Source organism: Roseateles sp. GW821-FHT02E12 (assembly GCF_059421665.1).
This window is the reverse complement of the sequence record NZ_JBWKVK010000001.1, coordinates 1,967,296-1,980,661: the sequence shown is the minus strand read 5'-3', so window position 1 is coordinate 1,980,661 and position 13,366 is coordinate 1,967,296. Positions and strand designations below refer to the sequence as shown.

Sequence of the window (13,366 nt, the reverse complement as noted above, 5' to 3'; positions counted from 1 at the left end):
GCAGGCAGCCGAATCTTGATGGTGGAGGGAGACGCCGCGCTGGCCGTGGCCAAGGCGCTGGCCTCGGACACCCGCCAGGCCATGCTGGGCATGCTGACCAACCAGGTGCTGAACGTGTCGGAGCTGGCGTCCGCCATGAACCTGCCGCACTCCACCGTTAGCTTCAACATCAACCAGCTGCAGGCCGTGGGCCTGGTGTCGGTGGAAGTGGAGCCCGGCACGCGCGGCCAGCAAAAGCTCTGCTCCAAGCGCTACGACGAGGTGCGGCTGCGGCTGCCGGGCGCGGCCGTGGAGAGCAAGCCCAATGTCATGTCGATCAGCATGCCCATCGGCAGCTACCGGCACGTGGAGGCCAAGCCGACCTGCGGCCTGGTCAGCGAAACCAAGATCATCGGCATGCTGGACGAGCCGCGCTCCTTCTTCGAGCCCGAGCACGTCTACGCGCAGCTGCTGTGGTTCGGCGGCGATGGCTACGTGGAGTACGCCTTCCCGAACAACCTGCCCTACGGCGCGGTGCCCTCGCACCTGGAGCTGTCGATGGAGATCTGCTCCGAGGCGCCGCAGTTCAACGAGGACTGGCCGTCGGACATCACGCTGTGGATCAACGACCTCGAGATCGGCACCTGGACCAGCCCCGGCGACTACGGCGGCAAGGCCTCGCTGCTGATGCCGCCCTGGTGGCAGACCGACCGCACCACCCACGGCCTGCTGAAGCAGTGGAGCGTCGGCCCCAAGGGCTCGATGATCGACGGCGTGGCGCTGAGTGATGTGCAGATCGAGCAGCTGACGTTGCCGCAGACCAACCACATCAAGGTGCGCCTGGGCATCAAGGAAGACGCCCGCAACCGCGGCGGCATGAACCTGTTCGGCCGCAAGTTCGGCAACTACCCGCAAGACATCGTCATGCGGGTCACCTTCGACTTCCCGCGCGGTACCGCCCCGGGCGGAGCCTGAAGCGCCCACTTCAGTCGTAGCCGTTCGGGTTCTGCGACTGCCAGCGCCAGCTGTCTTCACACATCCGCTGCAGGCCGAGTTCGGCTTGCCAGCCGAGTTGCGACTCGGCACGCGCCGGGTCGGCCCAGCTCTGGGCCACGTCGCCACCGCGCCTGGGCACGAACTCGTGCGCCAGCGTGCGGCCACAGGCGGCCTCGTAGGCGCGCAGCACTTCCAGCACCGAGTTGCCCCGGCCCGTGCCGAGGTTGAAGACATGCCAGCCCGGCCGGCCGTGCACATGGCCCAGCGCCGCGAGGTGGCCGGCAGCCAGGTCCTGCACGTGGATGTAGTCGCGCACGCCGGTACCGTCCACCGTCGGGTAGTCACTGCCAAACACCTGCAGCGCCTGGCGCCGGCCCACGGCGACCTGGGCAATGAAGGGCATCAGGTTGTTGGGGGTGCCCTGCGGGTCTTCGCCCAGCAAGCCGCTGGGGTGGGCACCCACCGGGTTGAAGTAGCGCAGCGCGCACAGCGACCACGCCAGGTCCGCCGCGGCCAGGTCAGCCAGCATCTCCTCGACCATCAGCTTGCTGCGGCCGTAGGGGTTGGTGGTGCCGGTGGGCGCGTCCTCGCGCAGCGGCATGGTCTCGGCCAGGCCGTAGACGGTGGCCGAGCTGCTGAACACCAGCGTGCGCACGCCGCAGTCGCGCATCGCGGCCAGCAGGCTCAAGGAGCCCTGCACGTTGTTGTCGAAGTACTCCAGCGGCTTGTAAACGGACTCGCCCACCGCCTTCAGCCCCGCAAAGTGCATGACGGCCTCGATGCGGTGCTCGGCCAGCAGCCGGCGCAGCAGCGCGCCGTCGCGCACGTCGCCCTGCTGAAACGCTGGCTCACGCCCGGCCAGTTGGGCGATGCGCCCCAGCACCGCCGGCTTGGCGTTGCTGAAGTTGTCCAGCACCAGCACCTCGTGGCCCGCCTGCAGCAGTTGCAGCGTGGTGATGCTGCCGATGTAGCCGGCGCCGCCGGTCACGAGCACTCGCATGTCGTCTCCAAATTCTTGTTGCGGCCATTATTAACCGATTTACTTGTTATAAACAAGAAAGCCGATTAGCATCGCGCCGCCTCGGGGCCGACAGGCCACCCAGGCGAGGAGACAACACCGATGAACAACGACGACAAGCCCTGCTTGCCGCTGCGCCGCCGGGGCCTGCTGGGCCTGGCGGCGGCTGCGGGCCTGGGCCTGCCTGGAGCCGCGATGACAGCGCCGCAAGACGCCACCTTCACCAACCCCGCGCTGCCCGGCGTCGAGGCCGGCGACCCCTGGGTCGTCTGGCACGCCGGCCGCTACTACCTCACCGCCACCTTCGACCCCGAGGGCGGCCTGTGGGTCTACAGCTCGGACAAGCTCAGCGACTGGCGCAACGCCGAGCGTCGCAAGGTCTGGACGCCTGAGCCTGGCGGCCCACGCAGCAAGATGATCTGGGCGCCCGAGCTGCATCAGCTCGACGGCCGCTGGTACCTCTACTTCACGGCCGCCGACGGTGTTGACGCCAACCACCGCCACTACGTGCTGGAGGCCGAGCACCCGATGGGGCCGTTCGTCGACCGCGGGCGCGTGCATGCCGAGCATGAGCGCTATGCCATCGACGGCTCCGTGCTGCGTTTGAAGGACGGCCGCCTCTACTGGATGTACGCGGACGACGGCCTGTGGATCGCGCCCATGGCCGGCCCGACACGCGCTGTCGGCCCCGGCGTGCGCATCGTGCGCGGTGAGCACGACTGGGAGCGTGGCTGGCACAAGGTGGATGGCCGCTGGCAGCCGCAGCGCGACAACTACTGGATCGAGGCCCCACAGGCCCTGCAACGCAACGGCCGCGACTTCGTCGTCTACTCCGCCGGCCACACCGCCGCCGTCTACTACCTCGGCCTGCTGGAGCTGACGGGCAAGGACCCGCTCGACCCCAAGAGCTGGACGAAATCGCCGAAGCCGCTTTTCGGCCCGACGGACAAGGTTTTCGCCCCCGGCCACAACAGCTTCACCCGCTCGCCCGACGGCCGCGAGGACTGGCTGGTCTATCACGCCAAGGACCAGGACGCCGGCGACGCCAGCGGCCGCACGATGCGCATCCAACGCTTCGGCTGGACGGCAGACGGCCGCCCCGAGTTCGGCCCTGCAATCGCCAGCGGCGTGCCCCAGCGCAAGCCGTCCGGCGAAGCCTGATCGCCTAGCCCCTCCTCTCCTTCATTCACACGCCCGCCGCAGCGCCCGCTGCGCAGCGGCGGGGCGACCTCATCCCTCGTTTTCTGGAGCGCAACACAATGACCCTCCTCATGAAGCTCTGGCAAAAGCTCGCCATCACCTCCACGCTGCTGCCGGCACTGCTGCTCGCCGGCGCCTGCGCCAGCTGCGGCGGAGGCGGTGGCGGCTCTTCGCCCGCGCCAACGCCCGAGACGCCGGCACCGCCCCCACCCACCCGCACCGGCACGCTGCTCAGCGAAGCCTCGGTGTTCTACCCGCGCCTCATCCGCCTGGCCCACCAGGCCGACGCGAGCCTGAACGGCGCCGTCATCGCCAGCGCCATCGGCTTCGAAGGCAGCCAGGGCCAGGGCCGCATCTTCATCAGCCGCGACGACGGCGCCAGCTTCGCGCCGCAGGGCGCCGTCAGCGACGCCACCTGGCCCAAGGGCCTGTGCTGCGGCTCGGTCTTCGAGCTGCCCGCCGCCGTCGGCGTGCTGCCGGCCGGCACGCTGGTGTGGTCCGCCTCCATCGGCCAGGACACCCAGGGCCAGCCGATGAAGCACCCCATCTACCGCAGCACCGATGCGGGCAAGACCTGGGCCTCGCTGAACGCCAACTGCGGCGTCGGCCGCAAGCCGCGCGGCGGCGACGGCACCGGCATCTGGGAGCCCGAGTTCCAGATGGCCAAGGACGGCCAGCTCGTCTGCATGTACTCCGACGAGACCGACGACGGCGCCTCGCAGGTGCTCAAGATCATGAGCACGGCCGACGGCATCAACTGGACCGCACCGCGCCTGCTCGTCGCCGCCGTGAAATCCAGCGACCGCCCCGGCATGGCCGTCACCAGCAAGCTCGGCGATGGCAGCTATCTGCTGAGCTACGAGTTCTGCAGCACGGCCGGCCTGGACTGCCGCGCCTACCTGAAGCGCTCTGTCGACGGCCTAGACTGGGGCTCGGCCAGCGACAAGGGTTTCGAGCCCAAGACGGCCGACGGCAGCTGGTTCCGCCATGCGCCCACGCACGTCTGGCTGCCGGCGCAAAAGCGCATCGCGCTGGTCGGGCAGATCCTGAACAACGGTGCAGGCGCGGTCGATGCAACCGGCAACGGCGGCACCATCTTCATCAGCAGCACCGCCGACGGCAGCGGCTCCTGGGCAACGATGGCCGCGCCCGTCAAGCCGCTCACGCCACCCACCGCCACCAACTGGTGCCAGAACTACTCCTCGCCGCTGCTGCCCAGCGCCGATGGCAAGCAGTTGCTGATGCTGGCGAGCGACTTCGAGACGATCAACGGCGCGCAGGTCTGCCGCACGCGTTTCGGCCGAGGCAACCTGCCGTCCTGAACCGCGGGCGCCGGCTCGCGTCGGCGCCGGTCACATGCGCAACACGCGCCAGCGGGGTAGGCTGCGTGCATGGCCCCCACATCCCGCGGATGGCATGCAGCACCCCTCGCACACCGTCGTTGGGAGCGCCGCCAGGTACTGGCCGCGCTCGCTGCCTGGGTTGCCACCGCGGCGGCAGCGCAGAGCGGGCCGCTGCCCGATGGGCCACGGCGCGTCGTCTTCCTCGCGCAGGACTTCCGCAACGGCGGCATCACCGCCGTCTATCGTGGCTTCGAGCAGGCCTGCCAGGAACTGGGCTGGACGCTGAGCATCGTCAACGGCGCGGGTGACCGGGAAACGATCAGGCGGCTCTTCGACCAGGCGCTGCGCACCGACACGGATGCGATCGTGCTGGGCGGCTTTGACGAAGCCGAGATCGCCGACCGGCTGGCTGCATCCACGGGGCCTGCTCCCGTGCTGGTCGGCTGGCATGCATCGTCGCGCCACGGGCCCAAGTCCAGCCTGTTCGCCAACGTCAGCACCGATCCCGCCACGGTCGCGGACATGGCCGCGGCCTTCGTGACCCAGGCCCCCGGGCTACACGCCGGCGTTGTCATCTTCAACGACAGCCGTTTCGACATCGCCAACATCAAGACGCTGCGCATGCGCGAGGCCTTGTCGCGCTGCGCGCGCTGCGAACTGCTGGCCATCGAGGACATCCCAATTTCGAACGCCGGGAAGGACGTGCCGGCGGCGCTGGAGAAGCTGCACCGCCGCTTCGGCACGCGCTGGACCCATGTGCTGGCAATCAACGACGTCTACATGGACTCCATGCATTTCCCGCTGCTGGCCCTGGGGCGCCGCGACATCGTCAGCATTGCCGCCGGCGACGGCTCGCGCACGGCCATGAGCCGCATTCGCTCCGGTCGATCTCAGCAGCTCGCCACCATCGCGGAGCCGACAGGCCTGCAGGGCTGGCAACTGGCCGACGAGCTGAGGCGGGCCTTCACCAAGCAGCCGCCGAGCGGCCGCGTCGCCCGCCCGATTGCCGTCACCACGGAGTTGCTGCGCCAGCTCGGGCCGCAGGACATCAACGACGAGCTGCCCTACCGGGCCGAGTATCGGCAGCAGTGGTTTGGCAGCGCCGCCAGCAGCAGCAAGCCGCGGTAGCCGCCGCTCGCCTCAGCCGCACTGCCCCACGTAGCCACACGCGGTGCAGAAATCGCAGCCATCCTTGTGGATCATGGTCGCGTTGCCGCACTCCGGGCAGGGCTTGCCGGCCTGGACCTGCAGCGTGCCGGCCGCCGCCGCGAGCTTGGGCGCTGGCGTCTGCAGCAAGCCCATGTCGGTCAGCGGCTGGCCGGTCTCGTCGAGGATGCCCAGCATCGCGTAGCGGTGGATGACGAGACGGGCCACGTAGGCCACGGTCGACGGCCAGATCTGCTGGCGGCGTTCACCGCTCAATGACGGCACCGGCGCCATGAAGTGGCCCAGCGGCTCGCCCACGTTGAGCAGCTTGCGCAGCTTCATCGCGATCCAGCCCGGGTCCATGACGCGCATGTCCAGCGACAGCAGGCGCGCCAGGCCGTCCAGCGCCTTGGGGTAGTTGCCGGAGAAGCCCATCGCGCAGGGGCGCATGACGGAGCCACCGTCGGGCGTGGGCAGCACCACTTCCTTCAACGTCAGCGTGAACTGCTCGTTGGTGGCCGGGTTGTCCACGTCCACCGCCCAGGCCAGCGTGCCGGACACGCCGGTGCGCGGCTCGTTGCGGCTGAACATGGCGTCCACCACCGGCGTGGGGCCGCCTTCGCCGAGCGCGCCGAGCTGCTCGCAGCGCCAGCGGATGACGGCCGCCGTTGCCGCGACGACGCCGGGGAAGAGGCGCTTCTCGCCGCCGGGCGGCATGGGCATCTCGAAGGCGCGCTCCTCGGCCACGGTGGCGAGTGCGTCGAGCTTGAGGCGCAGCCAGGCCGCGTCGTTGGTGCGCAGGTCGGTGGAAAGCGTCTTGGCCAGGGCCGACAGGCCGCGCGGCTGCTCGGCACCGTTGACCCAGACCTCGAACGGCAGGTTGCGGCCGAACAGGCCGCCGTCCGGACCGTCCAGCGGCAGCTCGCCGATGAAGAGCGCGAAGTCGCCGTGCGGGTGCTGGATCAGGTAGCTCCAGGCGGGGTTGCCGCCGGGCATGTCGGGCCGGCTGGGCCAGCGCAGCGACGCGACGACCGCGTTGGGCAGGCGCTCGACCTTGAGGCGCTGGTTGGCGCCGCCCACGTCGGCCCCTGAATCTGCACGCAGGGGCTCAGGCTGCTTGACCTCCGGGGTGACGCTGAGAACCGAGCCCAGCACGCTGTTGGGCCGGTAGGTGGCCAGGCCTTTCAGCTTGGACTGCCAGGCCTGGACGTAAAGGTCCTGGAAGTCCTCGTAGGGGTAGTCGGCCGGCACGTTGACCGTCTTGCTGATCGACGTGTCGATGTAGGGCGCCACGGCCGCCACCATCGAGGCGTGGTCGGACGCGCTCAATTCAAGCGCGGTGACGAAGGCGTCGCTCAGCGGCGCATCGGTGCCGAACAGGTGGCGGTACAGCCGCCAGGCGTGGTCCTCGACCTGGTATTCCTTGAAGCCACCGCCTTCGGTCTGCGGCAGGCGTTTCTTGCGCGTGTAGGCCCAGGAGAACGCCGGCTCGATGCCGTTGCTCGCGTTGTCGGCAAAGGCCAGGCTGATGGTGCCGGTGGGCGCGATGGACAGCAGGTGCGAGTTGCGCAGGCCCTGGGCGCGGATCTTGTCCTTCAGCCCTTGCGGCAGGCGCGACGCGAAGCTGCCGCCGGAGAGATACAGGTCCGCATTGAAGAGCGGGAAGCTGCCGCGCTCGGCGGCGATGTCGCTGGATGCCGAGTAAGCCGCGTCGCGCATGACCTCGCTGATGTGGCTGGCCATGTCGCGCGCTTCCTGCGTGTCGTAGCGCAGGTTCAGCATGACGAGGGCGTCGCCCAGGCCCGTGAACCCGAGGCCCACGCGACGCTTGTTGCTGGCCTCCTGCGCCTGCGCGGGCAGCGGCCAGGGCGTCACGTCGAGCACGTTGTCCAGCATTCGCGTGGCGGTGGCCACCACCTCCGCAAAACCGGCCTCGTCGAACACCGGTTTGGCGCTGAACGGGTCGCGCACGAAGCGGGTCAGATCGATGGAACCGAGGCAGCAGCAGCCGTAGGGCGGAAGTGGCTGCTCGGCGCAAGGATTCGTTGCCGCGATCGTCTCGCAGTAGTGCAGGTTGTTGTCGGCGTTGATGCGGTCCAGGAACAGCACGCCGGGCTCGGCGTGGTCGTAGGTGGAGCGCATGACCTGGTCCCACAGCTCGCGGGCGCGCACCTTGCGGTAGACCCACTGCCCGTCGCCGCGCTGGTAGGCGCCGGCTTCGATCTGCTCGGCGCTGGGCTGGGCCTTGTGCGCCAGCTCCACCGTGCCGTCGGCTTGCACGGCCTCCATGAAGGCGTCGGTCACGCCGACGGAGATGTTGAAGTTGCGCAGGTCGCCCTGGTCCTTGGCGTGGATGAAGGCTTCGATGTCGGGGTGGTCGCAGCGCAGCACGCCCATCTGTGCGCCACGGCGGCTGCCGGCGCTCTCCACCGTCTCGCAGCTGCGGTCGAACACGCGCATGTAGCTGATGGGGCCCGACGCATGGCTGCGCGTGGAGCCCACCCAGGCGCCGGCCGGGCGGATGCGGCTGAAGTCGTAGCCCACGCCGCCGCCACGGCGCATCGTTTCGGCGGCTTCGGTCAGCGCGGTGTAGATGCCGGGCACACCGTCCTCGGCCGTGGCGATGGAGTCGCCCACGGGCTGCACAAAGCAGTTGATGAGGGTGGCCGACAGCTCGGTGCCGGCAGCGGACATGATGCGGCCGGCGGGCACGAAGCCGCGTTTTTGCGCGTCGAGGAAGGCGGCCTCCCAGCGGGCGCGGTCGGCAGGCTTCTCGGCGGCACCGAGGGCGCGGGCGACGCGCTCGCGCAACTCGTCGGGCGTCTGCTCGCCACCCTTGGCGTATTTCTCGATGAGGACTTCGGCGGAGATGTCCTGCACGGGCAGGTCGATGATGCTGCTCACATTAGGCCTTGCATACTGGATGAAAAAACAGTCTACGCCGCACGGACGCAGGCCGTCTTGAATTTTTCCGATGGACTCAGACAAGAGGTGCGCAGCCTGCCAGCCGCCGCGCGAGCCGACCTTGACGGCCCTCAGATTCGGGCCAATCAGGTGCCAGTCAGAAGGGATTGATGCTCTTCTCGCGGCGGTAATGGATGTAGCCCACGCTCGCGCCGGCACGCAGGCCCACGCCCAGGCGGATGGGCGCCAGCGTGATGCCGTTGCGGCGCTGGTAATTGATGCCGGCGCCGCCGACGTAGTAGAGGCTGCCGTCAACGCCCGGGAAACGCTGGTAGATGGCCGAGGCCTTGGGAAGGTGGTAGATCAGCGTAAAGACCTTGGAGGCATTGCCGCCCAGGTCGAAGCCGATGGAGGGGCCTGCCCAGTAGACCTTGGACCCGCCGCCGCCCTTCATCATCAGTTCGCCGTCGCCATAGCGCAGGCCGACGGTGATGGCCGCTGAGGCCTCCTCGCCCTTGATGTAGGCATTGGGCCGGCCCTGCTCCTTGAACGCCTTCTCGATGACCTTGGCCAGGCCCTCGGTGGTCTGCCCGAAGAAATCGGTTGCAGCCTTGACGATGGAGTCCTCGTCATAGGTGGCGTCCTTGTCGTCGGCTGCCATGGCGGGCAGGGCCGAGGCCGCGGCAAGGGCGGCAAGGTGTTGCAGATGCTGGCGGCGGTCGATCATCGAAGGGCTCCTGGGACATTCCTTGAGCGGGCCAGCATAAACAAAGCAGCGTGAAGTTTGGCCGCCCGTTGCCGCCGCACACAACCTAGACTGGAAGGCAATGTCCAACCCCGACCTGCAGCGGCTGTCGGCCGCCCTTGAATATGTCGACCTCGCCGCCGGGCTTTACCTGGCGGGCGGCGCCGACCAGGCCGCGCGCCTGCTGGCGGCTGCGGCCGAGCAGCAGCTGGGCGACCTTGTGCAACTGATCGACGCCCCCAGCGCCACGATGGACACGCGCGAGCTGCTGGCCCGCATCGCGCGGGCGCACCGGCCGGCCGTCGTCGCACCGCGCCAGGCGCCCGACCGCGACTGGAACGGGGAGCCCGTGGCGACCGATGCCACGCGCGAGGAGATCGTGGCCTATCTGCGCGCCGCCTGGTTCATGCTGGAAGCCATGGGCCTGGCCTCGCTCGCGCCCGAGCGGCTGCAGCAGGCCGTGGAGAACAGCACGGTGCTCGGCAGCGGTGCCGCGCTCGAGCCTTTCGTCTAGGATCGGTCGGCCCATCGCCGCCCACTGCCCACGTTCACCCGATCAGGGGAGCCCATCATCAGCACCGAACGCCGCCAATTCGCCCGCGTCGCCTTCGCTTCCGGCGCCGAGCTGATCACGACCCAGGAGCGCCTGCACTGCCAGGTGCTGGACATCTCGCTCAAGGGCGTGCTGCTGCAGCTGCCCAGCGGCCACACGCCCCCCGCCGGCATGCCCTGCCTCGTCAAGCTGCCCCTCGGGGCGGGCGCCGCCGACGACATCATCATCGCGATGGCCGGCGAGCTGGCCCATATCGAGGGCGCCCATGCCGGCGTGCTCTGCCGCAGCATCGACATCGAGTCCATCACCCATCTGCGCCGCCTCATCGAGATCAACCTCGGCGACCCGGCGGCCTCGGAGCGCGAACTCAAGGCGCTGATCGCCGCGGCCAGCCTCGGCTGAGTCCGGTTGTCTAGCCGGCCATATCCGGCTTGGAGCCGGATATGGCCGGTTTCGTCGCATCTGGCCCCGCCCAGCGGCGGCCCGCAGAGAATGGCCCGCATGGAGGACCTCAGCCCGCTGCAAGCCTTTCGCCGTGTCTGCAATCTGCGCATGCTGGCCGGTGTCTACTATTTCTGCCTGCTGCACGCCATCTCGCGTTCGCTGTCCTGGTTCGGCGAAAGCGAGAACAGCTTCCGCGACGCCCTCTTCGACCTGATCCGCTTCAGCCGCCAGTCGCTGCTGACCGGCGTGTCCCTGCTGCTGATGGTGGCGCTGGTGGAAGCCCTGCTGGCCGGCCGGCGCTGGAAGCTGCCAACCGCGCTGACCGTGCAGGCCCTGGCCGTCGGCTTCGGTGCCGCTCTGGGCACCTTCCTGCGCTACGCCGTCGCGTCGCTGGACGACCCCGGCATGAAGGTCAAGCCCGGCTGGGCGGTCTCGACCATCGCCATCTGGACGCTGCTGGGCGGCATGGCCTACGCCCTGCTGCGCGTCAGCCGCGCGCAGCGTGAAGGCCGCGACCAGCTGGCCCAGCTGTTCCGCGAGCGCGAATCGCTCAAGACGCAGCAGACCGAGGCCCAACTGTCGGCGCTGAATGCGCAGATCGAGCCGCATTTCCTCTTCAACACGCTGGCCAACGTCAAGCGCCTGTACGAGACCCGGCCGGAGAAGGGCCGCGACATGCTGGTGGCCCTCATCGCCTACCTGCGCGCCGCCCTGCCCGGCATGCGCCGGCATGAGTCCACGCTGGCCGAGGAGCTGGAGCTGGTGCGCCACTACCTCGCCATCCTGCAGATGCGCATGGGCGAGCGCCTGTCCTTCGACATCAGCGCGCCGCCCGAGCTGCTGTCGGCACGCCTGCCCACCCTCGTGCTGCCGACGCTGGTTGAGAACGCCATCAAGCACGGCCTCTCGCCGCTGCCCGAGGGCGGGCACATCCAGATCCGCGCCGGCCACGCAGCCGATGGCGGGCTGACCGTCGAGGTGGCCGACAACGGCCAGGGCTTCGGCACCGCCAGCGGCGGCGCCGGCGTGGGCCTGGCCAACACGCGGGCCCGGCTCGCGGGCCGCTTTGGCGATGCGGCCACGCTGGAGCTGGAGGCCGCCCAGCCGCGCGGCGTCGTTGCCCGCGTGCACCTGCCGGTGGAGGCGCTGACGTGATCCGCCATCTGCTCGCGTCCTGGCGCTCGCTGCGCCCCAACGAGGCACTGGCCTTCGTCAGCGCGGCCCTGCTCTTCGGCGCCATCGACCTGACCTCGCTGCTGGAGCTGCGCGTGGGCGACCAGTTGCCCCAGGTGCTGGCGCGCCACCTCATCGTGCCCCTCGTCAGCTGCGTCGTGCTGCTGCTGTGCTGGCTGCCCGCGGCGCGCAGCAGCCCCGTGCATCCGGCGCGCCGCCAGCGCCTCATCGCCGCCACGCTGCTGGGCTCGATGCTGACCATCGCCGTCGTCTACCCGCTGGCCGACGCCCTGCCCTGGCCGTCGCTGTGCGACATCTACGCCAAGGTCCATGGCAAGCCCAAGTGCATGGTGTTCCGCACCACGGCCGTCATCGGCGACACGTTGTGGGTCTTCATGCCGGCGCTGATGATCGTCGGTGTGCTGGAGTTCCGCACGCTGCGCCGCCGCCAGGACCAGGCCGCCCAGGACCTGCTGCGCGAACACAGCCAGCTGCGCCGCCATGCACTGGGTGCGCGCCTCGCGGCCCTGCAGGCCCAGGTCGACCCCGGGTTGCTGTTCGACGCCCTCGTCTCGGTCGAGCAGGCCTATGACCGCCAGGACCCGACCGCCAGCGCCCGGCTGGAGCGGCTCATCCGCCACCTGCGCGTGGCGCTGCCCCGGCTGCGCCTGGAGGGGGCAACGCTGGGCGGCGAGGCCGAGCTGATCGCCAGCTACCTCGACCTGCTGCGCGACCTCAACGGCGACCCGCCCGCCTTCGACTGCGAACTCGGCTCACGCGGCGCGACACCGCTGCCGCCGATGCTGCTGCTGCCGCTGGTGCAGCGCGCGGTACGCCTGGGCCACCCCAGCCGCTGCTGGCTCAGCGTCGAGCACAGCATCACGCTCGCCTTCGACCAGGAAGGCCTGTGCAGCGACGACGCCGACCTCGCCTCGCTGCGCGAGCGCCTGGCCGTGCTGGAGGCGAAACTCATCTGCCGCAGCGGCCATGGCCGCACCGAATTCATCCTGGACCTACCCGCATGAGCCTCTTTGCCCCGACCGCGGTCGTTGCCGAAGACGAAGCCGCGCTGCGCGGCGAACTCGTCGAGCAGCTCGGCAAGCTCTGGCCCGAACTCAGCATCGTCGGCGAAGCGGCCGACGGCCTGGAGGCGCTGCGCCTGCTGGACCGGCACCAGCCCGACATCCTCTTCCTCGACATCGAGATGCCGGGCGCCACCGGCATCGACGTGGCTCGCCAGGTCAACGGCCGCGCCCACGTGGTGTTCGTGACGGCCTACGACCAGTACGCCATCGCCGCCTTCGACCAAGGCGCTGTTGACTACCTGCTCAAGCCGCTGGCCGGCGCGCGCCTGTTCACGGCCATCTCGCGGCTGAAGGCGCGGCTGGGCCAGGCACCGGCCCCACTGGGGAATGTGCTGGATGAACTGGGTGCCCGACCCGCGGCCACGCCCTCTGCTGTGCGCGCCCCGCTGCGCTGGATCAACGCGTCCGTGGGCCAGACGTTGCGCCTCATCACCGTCGATGAGGTCATGTTCTTCCAGAGCGACAACAAGTACACGCGGCTGGGGCTGAAGGACGGCGAGGCGCTGATTCGCAAGCCGCTCAAGGAGCTCATCGACGAGCTCGACCCGCAGCAGTTCTGGCAGATCCATCGCTCCACGCTGGTGAACGTGAACTCGATTGCCAGCGTCAGCCGCGACTTCCGGGGGCGGATGCAGATCAAGCTCAAGCACGGCAGCGAGATGCTGTTGGTGGCGGAGAGTTGTGCGCATCTGTTTCGGCAGATGTGAGGGTGGTTGGGCGGTAGGTCGCTTTTGCGGTCGTCCTAACGACTCGGTGCCGAGTTGCCGGGAGTCCCGCCCG

12 protein-coding genes are annotated in these 13,366 nt (G+C 69.4%); 9 read left to right on the top strand and 3 right to left on the bottom strand.

The window, feature by feature from the left end:
- The first annotated feature begins 18 nt into the window (after positions 1-18).
- The gene (locus AC07V5_RS09405; protein ID WP_495115383.1) at positions 19-954 is read left to right on the top strand and encodes an ArsR/SmtB family transcription factor; all 936 of its coding nucleotides are present in this window, start codon (positions 19-21) and stop codon (positions 952-954) included.
- Positions 955-964: 10 nt separating this feature from the next.
- Here AC07V5_RS09405 and galE read toward each other — a convergent pair whose 3' ends face one another.
- A complete protein-coding gene (galE, locus tag AC07V5_RS09400; protein WP_495115382.1) occupies positions 965-1,975 on the bottom strand; it encodes a UDP-glucose 4-epimerase GalE in 1,011 nt (336 codons plus the stop codon).
- 120 nt (positions 1,976-2,095) lie between these two features.
- Here galE and AC07V5_RS09395 point away from each other — a divergent pair, with 120 nt between their 5' ends.
- From AC07V5_RS09395 to AC07V5_RS09385, 3 genes are all read left to right on the top strand, one after another.
- Positions 2,096-3,154: a glycoside hydrolase family 43 protein gene (locus tag AC07V5_RS09395; RefSeq protein WP_495115381.1), complete on the top strand. Its 1,059-nt coding sequence runs from the start codon at positions 2,096-2,098 to the stop codon at positions 3,152-3,154.
- Positions 3,155-3,264: 110 nt separating this feature from the next.
- Entirely contained in the window at positions 3,265-4,515 is a 1,251-nt protein-coding gene (locus tag AC07V5_RS09390; RefSeq protein ID WP_495115380.1) for a sialidase family protein, read from the top strand.
- A 69-nt stretch (positions 4,516-4,584) separates the two neighbouring features.
- Entirely contained in the window at positions 4,585-5,664 is a 1,080-nt protein-coding gene (locus AC07V5_RS09385) for a substrate-binding domain-containing protein (RefSeq protein ID WP_495115379.1), read from the top strand.
- A 12-nt stretch (positions 5,665-5,676) separates the two neighbouring features.
- On the opposite strand, the gene AC07V5_RS09380 is transcribed toward AC07V5_RS09385, so the two are convergent.
- On the bottom strand, positions 5,677-8,586 hold the full coding sequence (locus AC07V5_RS09380) for an adenosylcobalamin-dependent ribonucleoside-diphosphate reductase (protein WP_495115378.1): 2,910 nt from the start codon (positions 8,584-8,586) through the stop codon (positions 5,677-5,679).
- Between the two features lie 157 nt (positions 8,587-8,743).
- Positions 8,744-9,313 (bottom strand): DUF1134 domain-containing protein, encoded by a 570-nt coding sequence (locus AC07V5_RS09375; RefSeq protein WP_495115377.1) that lies wholly within the window; start codon positions 9,311-9,313, stop codon positions 8,744-8,746.
- A 100-nt stretch (positions 9,314-9,413) separates the two neighbouring features.
- Between AC07V5_RS09375 and AC07V5_RS09370 the strand changes: the two genes are divergently transcribed.
- The 5 genes from AC07V5_RS09370 (at position 9,414) to AC07V5_RS09350 (ending at position 13,293) form a co-directional block, all read left to right on the top strand.
- The gene (locus AC07V5_RS09370) at positions 9,414-9,845 is read left to right on the top strand and encodes a hypothetical protein (RefSeq protein ID WP_495115376.1); all 432 of its coding nucleotides are present in this window, start codon (positions 9,414-9,416) and stop codon (positions 9,843-9,845) included.
- A gap of 24 nt (positions 9,846-9,869) precedes the next feature.
- Complete coding sequence (locus AC07V5_RS09365; protein WP_495115670.1) at positions 9,870-10,286, top strand: PilZ domain-containing protein; 417 nt, start codon at positions 9,870-9,872, stop codon at positions 10,284-10,286.
- A gap of 99 nt (positions 10,287-10,385) precedes the next feature.
- Complete coding sequence (locus AC07V5_RS09360) at positions 10,386-11,483, top strand: sensor histidine kinase (RefSeq protein WP_495115375.1); 1,098 nt, start codon at positions 10,386-10,388, stop codon at positions 11,481-11,483.
- Entirely contained in the window at positions 11,480-12,526 is a 1,047-nt protein-coding gene (locus AC07V5_RS09355) for a histidine kinase (protein ID WP_495115374.1), read from the top strand. Before AC07V5_RS09360 ends, AC07V5_RS09355 begins: the two co-directional genes overlap by 4 nt.
- Complete coding sequence (locus AC07V5_RS09350; RefSeq protein WP_495115373.1) at positions 12,523-13,293, top strand: LytR/AlgR family response regulator transcription factor; 771 nt, start codon at positions 12,523-12,525, stop codon at positions 13,291-13,293. Before AC07V5_RS09355 ends, AC07V5_RS09350 begins: the two co-directional genes overlap by 4 nt.
- Positions 13,294-13,366 lie beyond the last annotated feature (73 nt).

Excerpts from the sequence above, each read along its gene's own strand:
- AC07V5_RS09385 (WP_495115379.1), top strand. The coding sequence starts at position 4,585 with ATGGCCCCCACATCCCGCGGATGGCATGCAGCACCCCTCGCACACCGT.
- AC07V5_RS09375 (WP_495115377.1), bottom strand. The coding sequence starts at position 9,313 with ATGATCGACCGCCGCCAGCATCTGCAACACCTTGCCGCCCTTGCCGCG.
- galE (WP_495115382.1), bottom strand. The coding sequence starts at position 1,975 with ATGCGAGTGCTCGTGACCGGCGGCGCCGGCTACATCGGCAGCATCACC.
- AC07V5_RS09405 (WP_495115383.1), top strand. The coding sequence starts at position 19 with ATGGTGGAGGGAGACGCCGCGCTGGCCGTGGCCAAGGCGCTGGCCTCG.
- AC07V5_RS09360 (WP_495115375.1), top strand. The coding sequence starts at position 10,386 with ATGGAGGACCTCAGCCCGCTGCAAGCCTTTCGCCGTGTCTGCAATCTG.
- AC07V5_RS09390 (WP_495115380.1), top strand. The coding sequence starts at position 3,265 with ATGAAGCTCTGGCAAAAGCTCGCCATCACCTCCACGCTGCTGCCGGCA.
- AC07V5_RS09370 (WP_495115376.1), top strand. The coding sequence starts at position 9,414 with ATGTCCAACCCCGACCTGCAGCGGCTGTCGGCCGCCCTTGAATATGTC.
- AC07V5_RS09350 (WP_495115373.1), top strand. The coding sequence starts at position 12,523 with ATGAGCCTCTTTGCCCCGACCGCGGTCGTTGCCGAAGACGAAGCCGCG.
- AC07V5_RS09395 (WP_495115381.1), top strand. The coding sequence starts at position 2,096 with ATGAACAACGACGACAAGCCCTGCTTGCCGCTGCGCCGCCGGGGCCTG.